Source organism: Microbacterium sp. STRO-1N, assembly GCF_057748015.1.
The window spans coordinates 1,591,255-1,609,506 of record NZ_CM173234.1 but is presented as its reverse complement, the minus strand read 5'-3'; the positions used below and the strand labels follow the sequence as shown (position 1 = coordinate 1,609,506).

Here is an 18,252-nt window from a genome sequence, read left to right as displayed (position 1 = left end):
GTGTAAAGTATTTCCCGGTATTGCGTTCTCTTGATCGAAGGTATGCGCCCTTCCGGCGTGCGCGCGCAACGACACGCGCGTGTCTCGCAATCGCATCCCTGCAGAGTCCCCCCGCCGGTGCGGCGGGCCGGGTCAGCCGGCGATGCCGACGTCCGGCGTGGAGACGTCGAAAGTCTCCGCGTCGGGGTTCGCCGCCACGAGTCGGGTCAGCACGAGCGCCTTTTCAGCAGACTCTTCCGAACTCCCCCACACGACGGTCTTGTCGCCCAGTATGAGCGTGACGTCGTCCGTGGATGACGCCTCGACGCGGGTGAGCTGCGCGCGCAGATCCGCGGGGAGCGATCGCACGACGAGCCCGGCGGATTCGAAGGCAGCCGATTCCGTTCCGCCCTCGATCTCCAGCAGCGGCTGTCCGGCCGGCTGTGCATCCGTGGTCGCGAGGGCGACACCGGCGGCATCAACGAGGGTGTAGCCGGCATCCGATGCGAGGACACCGACCGGCGTGCGCTCCACGATCCGCACGGTGAGCCCGTGCGGCGGCTTGGCTTCCAGCGCGTAGGTCTCGATCAGGGGAAACGCGATGAGCGCCTCCTTGACATCGCCCGCGTCCACCATCGCGAGCGGGGTGCCGACCTGATCTGCCAGCGCGGCCTCGATCTGCGCCGGATCCAGCGTCGTCGCACCGATCACGGTGACCTTCTCGACCGCGAACAGCGGGCTGTACGCCGCCAGCGCGGTCCCGCCGATCAGCAGGAAGAGAGCTCCGAACGTGCCGAACCAGATCATCCGGCGGCGACGCGAGCGCTGCGTGAATCTGCGGATCTCGCTCTTGAGCGCCTTGCGCCGCGCGCGAGCGGCGCGCCAGACGTCGCGTTGCGTGAGCGGAGACTCCTCCGCGTCGAGCGCGCCCTGATCCGCTTCGCCGACTCGGACGTCGGCGTCGGATGCCGCGAGCGGCGTGACGACGGCATCGGGCGACTCGTCGCGCGAACGGCGGCCACGGCGTGCCGGCTGCTCGTCGGACGGCTGCTCGTCCGGGGTGACCGGGAGGGGCGCTGGCCGGCGCATGCGTCAGTCCTCTGACGTCCGTCGGAGAGAGTCGAGCACCTGCGGGATGATCTGATACACGTTGCCGCAACCGAGCGTCAGGACGTAGTCTCCCTCGCGCGCGATGCTCGCGGTGTAGTCCGCGGCCTCCTGCCAATCGGCGACGTAATGCACGTTGCCCTGGTCGGCGAACGCTCCGCTGACCAGCTCGCCCGTGACGCCGGGCACCGGATCCTCGCGCGCACCGTAGACGTCGAGCATGACGGTGTGGTCGGCGCCCTGTTCGAGCACCTCGGCGAATTCGCGGAACATATGCTGCGTGCGCGAGTACGTGTGCGGCTGCTGTATGGCGATGACCCGACCGCCGCCGACGACGCTGCGGGCGGTCGCCAGCGCGACCTGCACTTCGGCGGGGTGGTGAGCGTAGTCGTCGTACACGCTGACGCCGCGCTCGGTGCCGTGGAGCTCGAAGCGCCGCACTGTGCCGGCGAAGCCCTCCAGCGCCCGAGCGGCGTCGGAGAGCGAATAGCCGAGCGCCTGCAGCACCGCGACGGCACCGGCGGCGTTGATCGCATTGTGCGCGCCGGGGACCGCGAGCGTGAGCCGTGCCGTCTCGCCGCCGCGCGTGAGAGTCGCCGATACGGGGCCGGTGGTGTCGATGTCGGTGATCCGGAGATCGGCGTCCTCGGCGAGGCCGAAGGTGATCACGTTCCGGTGCGACATGCCGGCCGAGACGCGCAGTGCACCAGGGTCGTCGCTGGAGATCACGACGGCTTCCGTCGCGGCATCCGCGAATCGCACGAACGCGTCGTGGAACGCCTCGTCGGAGCCGTAGAAGTCCAGGTGGTCCGGGTCGACGTTCGTGATGAGCGCCACCGCCGTGTCGTACAGCAGGAACGTCCCGTCCGACTCATCGGCCTCGATCACGAACAGTTCATCGGAGCCCGTGGCGCTGGACGTGCCGAGCTGCTCGATGACGCCGCCGTTCACGAAGCTCGGGTCGGCGGCGAGCTCGCGCAGGGCGGTGATGATCATGCCCGTCGACGTCGTCTTGCCATGAGCACCGGCGACCGAGACGAGGCGCCGCGAGCCGATCAGCCAATGCAGCGCCTGCGACCGGTGGATCACGTGCAGGCCGCGCTGCTTGGCGGTGACGAACTCCGGGTTCTCCGGCCAGATCGCTCCGGTGTGGATCACGGTGTCCGCGTCGCCGAGCTGAGCGGCGTCGTGACCGACGTACACGGTGGCTCCGGCATCCGCCAGGGCACGCAGAGCGGCACTGTCCGCGCGGTCGGAACCGGACACCCGGATGCCGGCGTCGAGGAACATCTTCGCGAGTCCGCTCATACCCGAGCCACCGATGCCGATGAAGTGCGCGGCCGTGATGGACTCCGGGATCGGGAGGGTGAGGTCAGGTCTGATCATGTCGTTCTCAGTTTAGTTCGGCGCCGTGAGAGCGCGGTCGACCAACGCGATGACGTTCTCCGTGCCGGCGCGCGTTCCGACGCGCTCGGCGGCGGCCGCCATGGCCGCGATGCGATCCGGATCCCCGAGCAGCGGCACGACCGTCGAGCGCACGGTGTCGCCGGAGAACGTGGGGTCGTCGAGCAGGACGGCAGCACCGGCGGCGACGGCGGATGCCGCGTTCAGCCGCTGCTCGCCGTTGCCCACGGAATACGGCACGTACAGCGCCGGGATGCCGAGGGCGCTGATCTCGCTGACGGTGGCCGCTCCGGAGCGCGACACGATCAGATCGGCCAGCGCGAATGCGAGGTCCATCCGATCGATGTAGCGGCGCATCGCGTACCCGGCGGCGCCGGGGTCGGCGAGGTCGCTGCGCTCCCCCGTCACGTGCAGCAGCTGCCATCCGGCATCCAGCACGTCCCGCCAGGAGTCGGCGAACGCGTCGTTCAGACGCTGCGCACCGAGCGAGCCGCCGAACACGAGCAGCACGGGACGGTCGGCATCCAGCCCGAAGGCCTCGGTGGCCTCGGCCCGCGCTGCCTGCCGGTCGAGCTCGATGACCTCACGACGCAGCGGCATGCCGACGACCTCGGCGCCGCGCATGGGCGTTCCGTCGAACGCGACGCCGACGGATGCCGCGCGACGCGCACCCAGCTTGTTCGCGAGACCCGGCTTCGCGTTGGCCTCGTGCACGACATAGGGCACGCGCTCACGGCGCGCGGCGACGTAGGCGGGAGCGGCCGCATAGCCGCCGAAGCCGATCACGACCTCGACGCCGTGCGTGCGGATGTGCTCGCGCACCTGGCGGACGGCCCTGCGGAACTTCGCGGGGAATGCGGCAGCCTGCTTGTTCGGTCGCCGCGGAAACGGGACCTTGTCGACGATGAGGAGCTCGTAGCCGCGCTCCGGCACCAGACGCGCCTCGAGTCCTTCAGCGGTGCCGAGCACCAGGAGATCGGAATCGGCGTCCCTCAGGCGGAGCCCATCGGCCACGGCGAGCAGGGGGTTGACATGTCCGGCGGTTCCTCCGCCGGCGAGCAGGTACGTGGTCACCTGGTGACCTTACCCCGTCCGTCTGCGGGGATCGTGCGCGCGAAGGCCAGCAGGACGCCGCACGCGAGCAGCACCGAGAGCAGAGCCGTGCCGCCCTGGGACATGAACGGCAGCGGCACGCCCATGACGGGGAAGACGCCGATCACGACGCCGATGTTGATGAGCGCCTGACCGATGATCCATACCGTGATCCCACCGGCTGCGACCCGGATGAACGGGTCGTCCGTCTTGCGGATGATGTGGAAGGCGCCGATCGCGAAAACGGTGAAGAGCGCCATGACGACGAGGCACCCGATGAGGCCGAGTTCCTCGCCGACGACGGCGAAGATGTAGTCGTTCGCGGCAGCCGGCAACCAGCCGTACTTCTCCTGCGAGTTGCCGAGCCCGAGGCCGAAGATTCCGCCCGTCGCCATGCCCCAGAATCCGTGGATGGCCTGATAGCAGATGCCGTCATACGTCTGGCGGTCCACCGCAGGGTCGACGTTCGCGCACAGCGCCGTGATGCGGCGCATGCGGTTGTCGCTGGAGAGCGCGTAGAACAGCACCGCACCGGCGCCGCCCAGCAGCGGCAGGATGAACAGCCGCAGCTTGACACCGGAGAAGAACAGGCACGCGAGCAGCACGAGCACGAGGACCATCGCCGTGCCCAGGTCCTCGCCGGCCATGACGGAGCCGATCACCAGCACCGAAACCGGGACCACAGGGATGAACACGTGATGCCAGACCGCGAGCCTGGTCTGCTTGCGCAGCAGCACGTACGCGATCCACAGCGCGAGAGCGAGTTTGAGGAACTCGGATGGCTGCAGGGTGAACCCCGCGATGTCGATCCAGTTGCGGTTTCCGCCCGAGCCGACGCCCAGAGGAGTGAACACCAGCAGCTGCATCAGCGTCGCCAGGATCAGTGCGGGCCACGCGAGCTTCTTCAGCCAGTCGATCGGCATCCGGCTGACGACGAACATCAGCGGAATGCCGACGAGCGCGAACAGCCCCTGCTTGATGGCGGTGCTCATGGTGCCGCTCTCGACAGCGGCGGTCGCGGAGACGACCATCACGAGCCCGAAGACCGTCAGCAGCAGCGCCGCCGAGGCGATGAGCACGAACTCCGTGGACGGCGGAGTGAGCAGCCGTCCGAGGGAGACGCGAGCAGCGAGACCTGAGCCGGACTCAGTGCGCTTCGGGCGAGCCACCTGCGTCATCGGCACTCCCCCGGTCGATCCATGCCTGCACCGCTTCGGCGAAACGGTGGCCGCGATCCGCATAACTGGAGAACTGGTCGAAGGATGCCGCTGCGGGGGCCAGCAGGACCGTACCCTCCCCATCGACGATCCCGGTCGCGATCTCCACGACGCGGTTCATGACTTCTCCAGTGTCGCCAGTGACGACCTCGAACACCGGCACCGCCGGCGCGTGTCGTGCGAATGCCGCCACGACCTCGCTCCGGTCGACGCCGATCACCACGGCGGCACCGGCCGTCGGGCCGACTTCCGCGATGAGCTCGGAAATGTCCACGCCCTTCAGATCGCCGCCCAGCACCCAGACCGCGCCGGGGTACGCGCGCAGCGACGAGGCCGCCGCGTGCGGGTTGGTGGCTTTGGAATCGTCGACCCAGGTGATGCCGCGGTGACGCGCGACGACCTGGATGCGGTGCGCGTCCATCCGGAATTCGTTCAGCGCACGCCTGATCGCCTCTGGTTCCACGCCGAGCGATCGCGCCAGCGCACTCGCAGCGAGGATGTTCTGGACGATGTGCGGGGCGGCGAGTCCCGCCTGCTCGAGGTCCTCCAGCGTCGTCAGCTCCAGAGCGCTGTTCGCACGGTCGTCGAGGAACGCGCGGTCCGCGAGGATCCCCTCCACGATGCCGAGATCGCTGGGACCGGGCATGCCGAGATCGAATCCGATCGCGCGCGCACCATCGACGACATCCGCCTCTTCGACCATGACGCGGGTCGCGGCATCCGCCTTGTTGTACACGCACGCGACGCGGGTGTTGCGATAGACGATCGCCTTGGCATCCCGGTAGGCCCGAGCGCTGCCGTGCCAGACGAGATGATCGTCGGCGAGGTTCAGACAGACCGCGGAGTAGGGAGACAGCTCCGCGACCGGGGAGCTCTGCCCCAGGTACCAGAGCTGATGGCTGGAGAGTTCGACGACGAGGACGTCGAAGCCGGCCGGGTCGCGTACCGCGTCCAGGACGGGGATGCCGATGTTGCCGCACGGTGCCGCACGGAGGCCGCCCTCGACGAGGAGCGACGCCGTCAGTTGCGTCGTCGTCGTCTTGCCGTTCGTGCCCGTGATGAGCACCCAGTCGGCCGGGGTACCGTCCGGGCGAACGACCTTGTCGCGCACGCGCCAGGCGAGTTCGACGTCGCCCCAGAGAGCGATGCCGGCGTCCAGCGTCCAGCGGATCACGGGATGCGACGGGGAGAACCCTGGCGAAGCGATGACGACCTCGGGGTCGAAGGCGCGCAGGGCTTCCGGGACCTCGGACAAGGCGCCGATCTCGAGCGCAGCGCCGATCACCGGCACCAGACGCTCGTACTCCTCGCTCGCGCTCTCGGAGAGCACGAGGACTTCGGCGCCGAGTTCGGTGAGGGTGTCCGCGACCGAGAATCCGGTGACCGACAGCCCGAGAACGGCGACGCGCAGGCCCCTCCAGTCGGCATGCCAGCTGGTCAGGGCATCCAGTCGCGCGTCAGCCATTGACCTGGCTCAGCCACTCGACGTAGAACAGGCCGACGGCCGAGACCGCGAGGAGCCCCGCGATGATCCACAGGCGAACGACGATCGTGACTTCGGGCCAGCCGCGCATCTCGAGATGGTGGTGGAAGGGGCTCATCAGGAAGAGCCGCTTGCCTCGCGTGATCTTGAAGTAGGCGCGCTGCAGGATCACCGATCCGGAGGACAGGACGAAGACGCCGGCGATGACGAACAGCAGCAGCTCGGTGCGGCTGAGGATCGCCATGGCCGTGATGACGCCGCCGATGGCCATCGATCCGACGTCGCCCATGAACACCTTGGCCTTCGGCGCATTCCACCAGAGGAATCCGATGAGACCGGCCGCGAACGAGGCACCGACGATCGCCAGACTGAACGGATCGCGCACTTCGTAGCATGCGGAGAGCACGGACGGATCGACGCCCTCCCCGCAGACCTGCTTGAACTGCCAGAAGGCGATGAGGCTGTACGCGCCGACGACGAACACACCGGCTCCGGCCGCGAGGCCATCGAGCCCGTCCGTGAGGTTGACGCTGTTGGAGGTCGCGACGCCGATCACGGAGATCCAGATCAGGTACAGCGCCCAGCCGAGGATCAGGCCGCCGGCCATGAGGTTCAGCCACGGGATGTCGCGGAACAGCGAGACGTAGTAGCTCGCCGGAGTGTTGCCGAAGTCGTTCGGGAAGTGCAGCGCGAAGATGCCGAACGGGATCATGACGATCAGCTGGCCGACGATCTTGCGCCAGCCGGACAGTCCGAGGCTGCGCTGGGAGCGCACCTTCATGAAGTCGTCGATGAACCCGACCGCGCCGAAGCCGACCATGAGCCAGAGCACGAGCATCGCGGAGATGGTCGGTTCGCTGCCACCGGCGTAGATGCCGGTGAAGTAGCCGACGATCGTGCCGACGATGAAGATCACGCCGCCCATGGTCGGCGTGCCGCGCTTGGCCTCGTGACTCGGATTCTCGATCGCGTCGGGGGTGCGGATCACCTGCCCCCAGCCCCACTTGCGGAACAGCCGAAGGAAGACCGGAGTCAGAAAGAGTGTGAAGGCGAGCGATATCGCCGCCGCCATAAGCAGGGACCTCACGAGAACAATTCTCCCAGACGATCACCGAGGTGCCGGAGCCCCACGGAATTGGATGACTTCACGAGCACGCGGTCCCCCGTGCGCAACTCGCTCTTCAGGTATTCGTATGCGGCGTCCTGGTCGGGCAGATGAACAGCCTCGCTGTCCCAGGAGCCCTCGCCGATCGCGGAGATGTAGAGACGCCGCGCCTCCGGACCCACCACGACGATGCGCTGGATGTTCAGGCGCACGGCGAGCAGACCGATCCGGTCGTGCTCCTCCCCCGCGTCCTCGCCCAGTTCGGTCATGGCGCCGAGGACGGCCACGGTGCGCTCGTCGGGGCCGGTGATCTGCGCGAGCGTGCGCAGAGCCGCGGCCATCGAGTCGGGGCTGGCGTTGTACGCGTCGTTGATGATGCGGACGTCGTCGTTGCCCATGGGCTGCATGCGCCAGCGCTCCGCGATCTCCAGCGTCTGCAGCCGCTCGATCGCGGTCGCCGTGGGGACGCCCAGCGCCCTGGCCGCGGCGATCGCGGCGAGGGCGTTGGAGACGTGGTGCGCACCGAGGACCTGAAGCGCGAGCGGGTGGGTCGGCTCGCCGTCGACCTCGACGACGCAGCGCGTTCCGGATGCCGAGACTTCGACATCCTTCGCGCGCACGTCGGCGCTCGGTGCCTGTCCGAAGCCGATGACCGTGATCCCGCGACCTTCGGCCGCCGGGCGCATGGCTGCGACCCGGGGGTCGTCGATGTTCAGGATGCTGGTGCCGCCCGGCCGCGTGGCCGCGATCAGCTCCGCCTTGGCCTTGGCCGTCTCCTCGATGCCGCCGAAGCCGCCGGCGTGCGCCATGCCGACCATCAGCACGATGGACAGGTCCGGCTCGACGAGACCTGCGAGATGCGCGATGCGGCCCGGTGCGCTGGCGCCGAACTCGCTGACGAGGAAGCGGGTGTCCGCGGTGACGCGGAGCATCGTGACGGGCGCGCCGACCTCGTTGTTGTACGAGTTGATCGGCGCGACGGTCTCGCCGTCGGATTCGAGGATGCGGGCGAGCATGTTCTTGGTCGTGGTCTTGCCGTTGGATCCGGTGATTCCGACGATCTGCAGCCGGCCGAGCGCGCGCACGCGCGCCACGACTTCGCGGGCCAGATCGGCCAGCGCGCCCACAGCATCCGGCACCACGATCTGGCTGATCGGAGCATCGACGGGACGCTCGACGATCGCCAGCACGGCGCCCTGATCGGCGGCCTGAGCGACGAACGCATGCCCGTCGGTCGTGGCACCCGGCTTGGCGACGAAGATCGCGCCCGGCCCCATCTGGCGGGAGTCGGTGTCCGCGACGCCGTCCACGACGGTGTCAACGGTGTGGTCGCCGAACAGGCGCAGCTCCCCCTTCAGGACAGCGGCGATCTCGGCGAGCGACAGGGCGATCATGACTTCTCCACGCGCGGCGGTGAGCCGGCTTACTTGAACTTGGGGAGCAGCTCGTCCATCGGTTCCGTGGACGGCTTCACCCGGTAGGTCTTGAGCACCTGCGTCATCGCCTTCTGGAAGGCTGTGGCGGTGGCAGCAGACGTCCTCAGCTTAGTCGGCTCGTCCATTGTGACCACGACGACGTACTCAGGGTCCTCGGCCGGTGCGTACCCCACGATGCTCACATCGAAGATTCCGGACTTGTATCCCCCGTGCCCGTCCGGCGTCTGCGCGGTGCCGGTCTTGGTCGCGATCCGGTAGCCGGGGACCTCGATCCGCTCGGACAGCCCGCCCTGCACCGCGACGTTCTCGAGCATGCGCTGCACCTGAGCCGCGGTGCTCTCGCTGACGACCTGTTCGTGCTCCGGCGCGTCGGCTTCGACCACGGTGCCGTCGGCCTGCGTGCAGGACTCGATCAACGAGAGGTCGATGCGCTGCCCGTCGTTCGCGAAGGTCTGGTACGCGCTGGCGAGCTGCGCGGCGGTGATCGTGAAGTGCTGACCGAACGTCGTCGTGTACAGCGACTGGTTATCCCATTCGCTCGCCGGGTGCAGCGTGCCGGGCTCTTCGCCGTACAGCCCGATCGGCGTCTTCTGACCCACCCCGAACTTGGCCAGGTAGTCGTGACGGACCTCAGGGGCGACCATCTCGCCGTACTTCGACAGCGCGACGTTGGACGAATCGATCAGGGCGCCCGCGAGCGTGTAGTTGTACTGCGGGTGCGAGAACGGATCGTTGATCTCGGCCCCGTTGGGAAAGAACTCGCGGCTCTCGGCCGTCACGCCCGTCGACCAGTCCGCGACGCCCTGATCGATGATCGTGGCTGCGGTCACCGCCTTGAACGTGGAGCCCGGTTCGAATGTCTTGGAGAAGATCTGGGAGGTCCAGTAGCCGCTGGGCGTGCCGTCTACGTTGTTCGGGTCGACCGACGGCCATTCGGCCGCAGCCCGAATCTTGCCGGTCTTGACCTCGACCACCGTCACCGTGGCGCTTGCGGCGCCCTGGCGCTGCGCCTCCTCCGCGACCATCTGCTGGAGGTACCAGTTCAGGTCGCTGTTGAGCGTCAGCTGCACGGTGCCGCCGTCGACGGCATCCGTGGTGGTCTCGCTGCCGGGGATGACGACGCCGTCCTTGCCCGTGCGATACGTCTGGGAGCCGTCGGTCGGCGCGAGGCACTCGCCCATCATCCGCTCCACGCCGTACTGGCCCTCGCCTGCGCCGTTGAGGAAGCCGACCATCGTGCCTGCCACGGCACCGTTCGGGTAGACGCGGACACTGCGGGACTTCATCGCGAGATAGGCCAGGCCCTCGTCCTTCAGTTCCTTCAACTGCAGATACTGCTCGGTGTTGAGGCCGCTCTTGAGGAACAGGTACTGCGATTCCGGATTCTCCTCGAGGTTCGCCGCGACGTCGGCGCGCAGCTGCTCACCGGTCGTGCCGATCACCGCCGCGATCTTGTCCGACGCCTCCGCCCACAGGTACGAGGGCGGGCTCTTCTCGTTCTCGTCGACGACGGCGATGAGCGACGGCGAGAGCTGCACGTCGTAGACCAGCGTGCTCGCCGCGAGCACGGTGCCATCGGCGTCGACGATGCTGCCTCGATTGCCGGCGATGGCGGTCGTGGTGCCGAGGTTTCCGACCTCGAGCGAATCGGACACGTGGTCGTCCGCTGAGACCACCTGGATGTCGACCAGGCGGACCACGAACGCTGCGAGAACCGCGAAGACGACCGCCAGTGCGACGACGGTACGCCGCCGGGGACCACGGGTTGCGCGAGTCGTCATCATGTCTCCGGTCTCAGTGTGTGCTCGGTGTCGGCAGCCCATCGGTCAGGGCGGGCGGCGTGTCGGATTCCGGGGGTGCCACCGCGTCCTCTGCGGTGGCAGCCTGCACGGGCTGTTCTTCGGCCGCGGTCGTTGCGGCGGCTGCGGCGGCTCGGTCGTCGAGCAGTGAGTTCGCGACGGCGCCCGATCCGTTCGGATTCACCGTCGAGACGCCTTCCGCTCCGATTCCGGCGCCGACAACGGCTCCGTCGCTGAGCCGCAGATACGAAGCCGTCCCCGCGACGACCATGCCCAGCTCGCTCGCCTTGCTGGCGAGCGACTGCGGGGAGTTCGCCCCGGCGAGCTGCTCCTCGAGCGCCTGCGCCTCGAGGCCGAGCGCACGCTGCTGGCTCTTCAGATCCGCGACGACGAACGAGTCGTGCGTGGTCGCGAGCGTCAGGCCCATCTGGGCGGCGCCGATCAGCAGGGCACCGGTCAGTGCGACGAGGGCGTAGGCGAGCTTCGGACGACGCCTCGGTGCCGTCTTCTCGACGGGTCGAAGGCGACGACCGCGTTCTTCGCGGACCGGAGCCTGCGGGGTCGGCCGCAAGCGGGCGGTTGCTTCGGCACTCATGACCGCTCCCTCAGCTTCTCGGCGGCACGCAGCCGCACCGGTATCGCACGCGGGTTGCGCGCGCGCTCGTCGTCGCCGGCGAGTTCGGCGCCCTTGGTCAGCATCCGGAAGCGGGGGGCGTGCTCCGGGAGCTCGACCGGCAGCCCCGCCGGGGCCGTCGACGCGGATGCCGCGGCGAACGCCTGCTTGATCAGGCGGTCCTCCAACGACTGATACGACATGACGACGATGCGTCCGCCGATGTTCAGGGCATCCATCGCGGACGGGATGGCGTCCGCGAGGACGCTCAGTTCGGAGTTGACCTCGATCCGCAGCGCCTGGAAGACGCGCTTGGCCGGGTGCCCGGCGCGCTGCGCGGCGGCCGGCGTGGCGGCGATGAGGAGCTCGACGAGCTGCCCCGACCGCTCCAGCGGCGTCTCCTGACGAGCCTGGACGATGAAGCGCGCGTATCGTCCGGCCAGCTTCTCCTCGCCGTAGCGTTCGAAGATGCGGCGGAGGTTGCCCTCGCTGTAGGTCGCGAGCACGTCGGCTGCCGTCGTGCCCTTGGTCTGATCCATCCGCATGTCCAGCGGAGCGTCCTTGGAGTACGCGAAGCCGCGCTCCGCCTCATCCAGTTGCAGGGAGGAGACTCCGAGGTCGAAGAGGATGCCGTCCGCGCCCTGCGCGTGCAGTCCGATCTCGTCGTACACCGAGTGGACGAACGAGGCGCGTCCACCGAAGCGCGCCAGACGCTCGGAGGCGATCCGAAGCGCGTCGGTGTCGCGGTCGAGTCCGACCAGGCGGATGTTCTCGAAGCGCTCGAGGAATGCCTCGGCGTGACCGCCCATGCCGAGCGTGGCATCGACGAGGACGGCGCCGTCGTGCTGCAGCGCCGGAGCGAGCAGTTCGATGCAGCGCTCCAGGAGGACCGGGGTGTGGATGTCTCGGATGCTCATGATGTCTTCGGGAGACCTTCGACTCTGATCCCCCTCCGCTTCGCGACCCGGCACCGGGGAAGTGTGTCGGGGCGGGAGCGGCGGGGCATCACAGTCGAGGTCAGAACAATCCCGGAATCACCTCCTGTTCCAGTTCTGCGTACGTTTCCTCGTTGCTTTCGAGGTAGGTGTTCCAGGCCGCGGCATCCCAGATCTCGGCGTGTGCGCCGACTCCTGTCACGACGAGCTCCTTCTCGAGCCCCGCGTACTGGCGCAGGTGCGCCGGGATGGTGATGCGGTTCTGGCTGTCGGGCATCTCCGCGCTCGCTCCGGAGAGGAACATGCGCAGAAAGTCACGGGCCTGCTTGTTGCTGAGCGGCGCTTGCCGGATCCGCTCGTGCAGCTCTTCGAACTCCGCCGTGCTGAAGACGTAGAGGCAGCGCTCCTGTCCGCGCGTGACGACGATGCCGCCGGCGAGATCCTCGCGGAACTTGGCGGGCAGGATGACTCGGCCCTTGTCGTCGAGCTTCGGTGAGTGCGTCCCCAGCAACATCGGCCTTCACCCCCCTCTTCGTCCGGCCAACTCGAGGTATGCCCCACTTTACTCCACTTTGCTCCACATTCCTACGATCAATCCCACCGATGATGGCACAACGCGGCCATGCCCCCTCACCCATGCCACGGAAACCCGCGGAAAGACGGGTGTCGCGGCGAGTGGAGTGAAGTGGAGCGCGAGTGGAGGACGGGTGGAGCCGAAAGGAGCATCAACACCCGGAAACGCAAAGAACCCGGATGCTCAGAGCATCCGGGTTCTCGAAGTGGAGAGAAGTGGGGTCAGCGCCCCTCTTGGCGGCGGTCCCATCGATCGTTCATACGATCCATGAAGCCCGCCGACGAGGCAGGGCCCTTCTCGCGGGGTGCCTTCGGCACCGAGCCGGTCGTGCGTCGCACCGGTGTCACGGCGAGCATCACACCGCCGAGCATGGCGAGGAAGCCGACCACACCGATGGCGATGGCGAAGGCACCGAGATCATTGGCCAGTGCCACACCGACGACGAGAGCGCCGATGCCCACCAGCAGCAGTACCGCGCCGTAGACGAGGTTCCGATAGCTCAGCACGCGGTCGCCCGAGGGCGCGCTGACAACATCCGCGTCGTTCTGGAGGAGATGGCGTTCCATCTCGTCGAGCAGACGCTGCTCCTGTTCGGACAGTGGCATTCCGTCCCCCTCGGGTTTCGTGTCTTCCAGTCTACCTGCGCACCGGGCTCCGAGGCTAGAGATCGGCTGAGAGGTGTCGCATCCGATCGCCGTAGGCTGGGGGCGTGCCCTCCCCCGCCTCCGTCCACGACTCCATCGCGCGCGCACTCGAGCATTTCCTCGACCGCATGCGCGCAGAAGCCGCCGATTACGGACCTGACGGCCGGCGGTTCGTCGAATCGGCAGCCGCAACGCTGTCAGGCGGAAAACGCCTGAGAGCGCGGTTCTGTCACGCCGGGTGGAGTGCGGTGGCACGAGCAGGTGACCGCATGTCCGTCGAACCCGATGCGCTGTGGCGCCTGTGCGCTTCTCTCGAAGTGTTCCAGGCCGCAGCCCTCGTCCACGATGACCTGATCGACAACTCCGACACCCGACGCGGCAGGCCCGCAGCGCACCGCGCACTCGAGGCCGAGCATCGAACGGCCGGATGGAGCGGTGATGCCGCCGCCTTCGGACGATCCGGTGCCGTACTGCTCGGCGACCTGCTGGTCGCATGGAGCGACGATCTGCTCGAGGACGCTCTGCAGGGCCTCCCGAACGCACCGGCCGTTCGCGCGGAGTACGCCCGCATGCGGCGCGATGTCACGATCGGCCAGTTCCTCGACATCGCCGAGGAATCGGCGTGGAGCGTCAGCTCCCTGGACGAGCACGCCGAGCGCGCGCTCAGGGTGATCTCCTTCAAGTCCGCCAGATACAGCGTCGCGCAGCCGCTCCGGCTGGGCGCGCTGCTCGCCGGCGCGGATGCCGAACAGCTCGACGCGCTCGAGAGCTTCGGGATGCCGCTGGGCATGGCTTTCCAGTTGCGCGACGACGTGCTCGGCGTGTTCGGCGACGCCGCTCTCACCGGCAAGCCCAGCGGAGACGACCTGCGCGAAGGCAAGCGCACCGTGCTCATCGCGTTCACGCGCGAGCGCCTGACTCCGTCAGCGCGCGTTCTGCTCGACGAGATGCTGGGCGACGATCTGCTCGACGATGCACAGATCGCAGCGATGCAGGCGACCGTGCGCGACAGCGGCGCGCTGGATCGCGTGGAGACGCTGATCGGCGACTACGCGCGCACGGCCGACCGCTCTCTCATCGGAGCGCGATTGGACAACGCCGCAGTCGGCGAGTTGCGCGAGCTCGCCAGGGCGGCGACGACCCGCGTGGCCTGACGCGATCAGGCCAGCGTGCGTGCGACGCGGCGGACTTCACTCTTGTGGCCGGCGAGCAGCGCCGCGATCGGTGCGCGTCCGAGCGTGTCGTCTTCGGCGAGCAGCCAGTCGATCGCCTCATCGTCGGTGAGCCCGGCATCCTGCAGCGCGATGATCGTGCCGCGCAGAGAGGAGAGCGGATGTCCATCGACGATGAAGATCGCCGGCACGGCCAGCACGCCGCTGCGTCGGGAGGCGATGAGGTGGTGATCGTCGATGAGACGACGCACGCGACTCTGCGATTCGTCGAGCACCTCGACGAGGTCGGGCAGGGTCAGCCAGTCGGTGGGGGTCGATTCGGGGGCAGTCTCAGACACGTTGTTCACTATCTCACCTCCGGCTGACAGACGCATGTCGCCCCACCCGTCACACGTGCCACATTCATCACTTCTGTTGACTTCCGTATACATCCGTGTCAGCGTGGACGAGGCGATCAAAGGGGGGCTACCTTGAGCCAGCAGACAATGCGCCGCCGTATCCGCCACCTTCAGGTGGGGATCCCGGCCGCGCTCCTGAGCACGCTTTCCGGCGCATTCGCCGCGGCCCCGGCGACCGCCGCCGAGGTCACGACGGGCGCGATCGAACGCACGCACGTGTTCGGCGCCCGCACGCTGCCGACCGCTGCACCGACTCCGGCGACGCACACCGTGCGCTCCGGCGAGACAGTGTGGGGCATCGCGCGCACCTACGGCCTGCGCTCCGCCGACCTCGTGTCATGGAACGGGCTGGGCGCCGATGCGCTGATCCGGCCCGGCCAGGTGCTGCGGCTGACGCCGGTATCCCCGGCACCGAGCGCGACTCCTGTCGCCCCCGCACCGGCGGCCCCGTCCACCCAGACGCACACCGTGGTCGCCGGCGACACGATCTCGCGCATCGCCGCGAAGTACGGCACGACGATCGACGCCGTGCTGGCGGCCAACGGCCTTTCGCGCTCCTCGATCATCTACCCGGGTCAGAAGATCCGCATCTCGGGCACCGCCGCCGCACCCGCGCCGGCCCCGGCATCCACGCCTGTCTCCACGCCCGCTCCTGCAGCGAACACCGCCACCACGCACACCGTCGTCGCAGGCGACACGATCACGGGTATCGCGGCGAAGTATGCGACGACGATCAGTGCGATCTTCACGGCGAACGGTCTGTCCGGCTCCTCGATCATCTATCCGGGCCAGAAGATCGCGATCCCCGGCAAGCAGGAGACCGCTGCCACCGACCACGGCCCGAAGAGCGCGACGCTCAACGCCCCGCAGACCGAGAACGCCCTCATGATCATCCGCATCGGGCGCGAACTCGGCGTCTCGGATCGTGGCATCGCCATCGCCCTCGCGACCAGCATGGTCGAATCGTGGCTGCGCAACCTCGACTGGGGCGACCGCGACTCGCTCGGCCTGTTCCAGCAGCGACCGAGCACCGGGTGGGGGACGGCCGAGCAGATCCGCAACCGCGACTACGCGATCCGCACCTTCTTCACCGGGAACACCAACCCGGACGGCACGATGACGCACGGACTCCTCGACGTCAGCGGCTGGGAGACGATGCGATTCACCGACGCGGCGCAGGCGGTCCAGAAGTCCGCCTATCCCGAGCGCTACGGTCAGTGGGAACAGGCGTCCTACCAGTGGCTCGCGCAGCTCGGTTGAAGCCGATCCTCCTCACCGGGATCGACGCAGGGGTGAGGCGTTGCCGGGGCTTTCAGCCTGTTCTCCGTAGACTTTCTTCGTGACGACGAATCAGCAGGCCGACCCCCTCATCGGGCGGCTTGTCGACGGTCGCTATCGTGTGCGCGCCAGGATCGCCCGCGGAGGCATGGCCACCGTGTACGTCGCCACGGATCTGCGGCTCGAACGCCGCATCGCGCTGAAGGTCATGCATGCGCATCTCAGCGACGACTCGAACTTCCAGAGCCGCTTCATCCAGGAGGCCCGCTCGGCCGCGCGTCTCGCCGATCCGCACGTGGTCAACGTGTTCGATCAGGGCCAGGACGGCGAACTCGCCTACCTGGTCATGGAGTACCTGCCCGGCATCACGCTGCGCGAGCTCATGCGCGAACAGCGACGACTGACCATTCCGCAGACCATCACCATCATGGATGCCGTGCTGGCCGGTCTCGCGGCCGCTCACCGCGGTGGCATCGTGCACCGCGACGTGAAGCCGGAGAACGTCCTGCTGGCCGAGGACGGTCGCATCAAGATCGGTGACTTCGGTCTCGCGCGTGCGACCACGGCGAACACCGCCACCGGTGCCCAACTGCTGGGCACGATCGCCTATCTCGCGCCCGAGCTCGTCACGCGCGGCACGGCCGACGCCCGCAGCGACATCTACGCCCTGGGCATCATGCTCTACGAGATGCTCACCGGCGAACAGCCGTACAAGGGCGAGCAGCCGATGCAGATCGCCTTCCAGCACGCGACCGAGTCGGTTCCTCGACCGAGCGCGCGCAACCCCTCCGTCCCTGAGCAGCTGGATGAGCTGGTCCTCTGGGCGACCGAACGCTCCCCGCAGGAGCGACCGGACGATGCGCAGATGATGCTGAACCGGCTCCGCGAGATCGAGAAGGACCTCGGCATCGCACCTCAGGTCGCCGCGGCGACCTCTCCCCCGGCACGCTCGCAGCTCGACTCCGGCGAAGTGACGAAGGTGCTCCCCGGCACGGCCGTCATCGCGGATCCGACCGGACCCGTGGATCAGGCGGTCGACAATGCGACGCTGCTGCGCCGGCGCACGTCGCGGCGCCGTGCCCGCGGAGCGCTCCTGCTCGCGCTCGTGCTCCTGCTTGCGACCGTCGCGGGCGGTGTCGGCTGGTGGTTCGGTTCCGGACCAGGATCTCTCGTCGCGGTACCGGATGTCTCGGGCGCGAGCTTCGCCGAGGCGCAGACCGAGCTCGCCGAGCACGACCTCGTCGCCGTCGAGGAACACGAGAACGCCATCGACGTCGAGGCCGGACTGGCGATCCGCAGCGACCCCGCACCGGGCGAGCGGCTCGACAAGGGCGCCGAGGTGACCGTCTACATCTCGGACGGTCCTGCCTCCCACTCGCTCGAGCCGCTGAACGGCCGGGCGGAGCAGGATGCCAGGGACTACCTCGGCTCCGTGCACGTCAACGTCCAGGATGAGACGCTCGAGCTGTACTCGTCCGCCGACGCCGGGCTCGTCATCAACGCGTACGTCACTCCGCGCGCGGGTGGCGACAGCTATGAGTGCGGTGAAGGCTGCGAGATCTTCGAGGACGACACCGTCGAGCTCTACGTCTCACTGGGCGAGCTCCCCGATGTCGTCGGGATGTCGGCGGACGAAGCCGTGGCCGCCCTCGAGGAGAAGGGCATCACGGTCGCCGAGCAGACCGAGGAGTTCAGCGACGACGTCGAAGCCGGCATCGTGATGTCGATGGCCGAGCGCGACCCGAGCGGCAATTGGCGGCCGGGCGATTCCACGTCGCTCGTGGTGTCCAAGGGGCCGCAGTTGTTCGAGGTGCCTGATGTCTCCGGGATGACGCTCGCCGAGGCCAAACAAGCGCTGGCCTCCAGCTCCGGTGGCTTCACCGCGAGCTACGCCGCCTGGGGCGATCTCCCCGGTTTCGCGGACATGGCTGTTGTGACGGGGCAGAACCCCGGTTCTGACACGTCGCTTCGCGCCGGATCGAACGTGGAACTGACGATCCAGCTCAGCGGCTGATC

Annotated in this window: 16 protein-coding genes; 3 read left to right on the top strand and 13 right to left on the bottom strand. The window is 68.2% G+C overall.

The genetic code is table 11. From position 1 onward, the window contains the following. Positions 1-132: 132 nt before the first annotated feature. The 12 genes from AC3ANJ_RS07505 to AC3ANJ_RS07450 form a co-directional block, all read right to left on the bottom strand. Positions 133-1,068 carry a cell division protein FtsQ/DivIB gene (locus tag AC3ANJ_RS07505; RefSeq protein ID WP_488318929.1) on the bottom strand — a complete coding sequence of 312 codons (936 nt, stop codon included), beginning with the start codon at positions 1,066-1,068 and terminating at the stop codon, positions 133-135. A 3-nt stretch (positions 1,069-1,071) separates the two neighbouring features. Next, entirely contained in the window at positions 1,072-2,472 is a 1,401-nt protein-coding gene (murC, locus tag AC3ANJ_RS07500) for a UDP-N-acetylmuramate--L-alanine ligase (protein WP_488318928.1), read from the bottom strand. 12 nt (positions 2,473-2,484) lie between these two features. Continuing rightward, positions 2,485-3,564 (bottom strand): UDP-N-acetylglucosamine--N-acetylmuramyl-(pentapeptide) pyrophosphoryl-undecaprenol N-acetylglucosamine transferase, encoded by a 1,080-nt coding sequence (locus AC3ANJ_RS07495; RefSeq protein WP_488318927.1) that lies wholly within the window; start codon positions 3,562-3,564, stop codon positions 2,485-2,487. After that, the gene (locus tag AC3ANJ_RS07490) at positions 3,561-4,760 is read right to left on the bottom strand and encodes an FtsW/RodA/SpoVE family cell cycle protein (RefSeq protein ID WP_488318926.1); all 1,200 of its coding nucleotides are present in this window, start codon (positions 4,758-4,760) and stop codon (positions 3,561-3,563) included. Before AC3ANJ_RS07490 ends, AC3ANJ_RS07495 begins: the two co-directional genes overlap by 4 nt. Beyond that, entirely contained in the window at positions 4,729-6,264 is a 1,536-nt protein-coding gene (gene murD / locus AC3ANJ_RS07485) for a UDP-N-acetylmuramoyl-L-alanine--D-glutamate ligase (protein ID WP_488318925.1), read from the bottom strand. The genes AC3ANJ_RS07490 and murD overlap by 32 nt, the downstream gene beginning before the upstream one ends. After that, positions 6,257-7,369 (bottom strand): phospho-N-acetylmuramoyl-pentapeptide-transferase, encoded by a 1,113-nt coding sequence (gene mraY / locus AC3ANJ_RS07480; protein WP_488318924.1) that lies wholly within the window; start codon positions 7,367-7,369, stop codon positions 6,257-6,259. The genes murD and mraY overlap by 8 nt, the downstream gene beginning before the upstream one ends. Next, positions 7,366-8,781 (bottom strand): UDP-N-acetylmuramoyl-tripeptide--D-alanyl-D-alanine ligase, encoded by a 1,416-nt coding sequence (locus AC3ANJ_RS07475; RefSeq protein ID WP_488318923.1) that lies wholly within the window; start codon positions 8,779-8,781, stop codon positions 7,366-7,368. Before AC3ANJ_RS07475 ends, mraY begins: the two co-directional genes overlap by 4 nt. A 29-nt stretch (positions 8,782-8,810) precedes the next feature. Beyond that, entirely contained in the window at positions 8,811-10,604 is a 1,794-nt protein-coding gene (locus tag AC3ANJ_RS07470) for a peptidoglycan D,D-transpeptidase FtsI family protein (RefSeq protein WP_488318922.1), read from the bottom strand. 13 nt (positions 10,605-10,617) lie between these two features. Further along, positions 10,618-11,217 carry a cell division protein FtsL gene (ftsL, locus tag AC3ANJ_RS07465; protein ID WP_488318921.1) on the bottom strand — a complete coding sequence of 200 codons (600 nt, stop codon included), beginning with the start codon at positions 11,215-11,217 and terminating at the stop codon, positions 10,618-10,620. Continuing rightward, positions 11,214-12,152: a 16S rRNA (cytosine(1402)-N(4))-methyltransferase RsmH gene (gene rsmH, locus AC3ANJ_RS07460; protein WP_406245650.1), complete on the bottom strand. Its 939-nt coding sequence runs from the start codon at positions 12,150-12,152 to the stop codon at positions 11,214-11,216. Before rsmH ends, ftsL begins: the two co-directional genes overlap by 4 nt. Positions 12,153-12,252: 100 nt before the next feature. Then, positions 12,253-12,684 (bottom strand): division/cell wall cluster transcriptional repressor MraZ, encoded by a 432-nt coding sequence (gene mraZ / locus AC3ANJ_RS07455; protein ID WP_376180293.1) that lies wholly within the window; start codon positions 12,682-12,684, stop codon positions 12,253-12,255. Positions 12,685-12,965: 281 nt separating this feature from the next. Next, positions 12,966-13,349 (bottom strand): DUF3040 domain-containing protein, encoded by a 384-nt coding sequence (locus tag AC3ANJ_RS07450; protein WP_406245651.1) that lies wholly within the window; start codon positions 13,347-13,349, stop codon positions 12,966-12,968. Positions 13,350-13,453: 104 nt separating this feature from the next. On the opposite strand from AC3ANJ_RS07450, the gene AC3ANJ_RS07445 reads away from it, so the two are divergent. Then, entirely contained in the window at positions 13,454-14,542 is a 1,089-nt protein-coding gene (locus AC3ANJ_RS07445; protein WP_488318920.1) for a polyprenyl synthetase family protein, read from the top strand. Between the two features lie 5 nt (positions 14,543-14,547). On the opposite strand, the gene AC3ANJ_RS07440 is transcribed toward AC3ANJ_RS07445, so the two are convergent. Continuing rightward, positions 14,548-14,907 carry an Rv2175c family DNA-binding protein gene (locus tag AC3ANJ_RS07440; RefSeq protein WP_406245653.1) on the bottom strand — a complete coding sequence of 120 codons (360 nt, stop codon included), beginning with the start codon at positions 14,905-14,907 and terminating at the stop codon, positions 14,548-14,550. Between the two features lie 123 nt (positions 14,908-15,030). Between AC3ANJ_RS07440 and AC3ANJ_RS07435 the strand changes: the two genes are divergently transcribed. After that, the gene (locus tag AC3ANJ_RS07435) at positions 15,031-16,218 is read left to right on the top strand and encodes a LysM peptidoglycan-binding domain-containing protein (RefSeq protein WP_488318919.1); all 1,188 of its coding nucleotides are present in this window, start codon (positions 15,031-15,033) and stop codon (positions 16,216-16,218) included. A 79-nt stretch (positions 16,219-16,297) separates the two neighbouring features. After that, positions 16,298-18,250 (top strand): Stk1 family PASTA domain-containing Ser/Thr kinase, encoded by a 1,953-nt coding sequence (pknB, locus tag AC3ANJ_RS07430; RefSeq protein ID WP_488318918.1) that lies wholly within the window; start codon positions 16,298-16,300, stop codon positions 18,248-18,250. Positions 18,251-18,252: the final 2 nt, after the last annotated feature.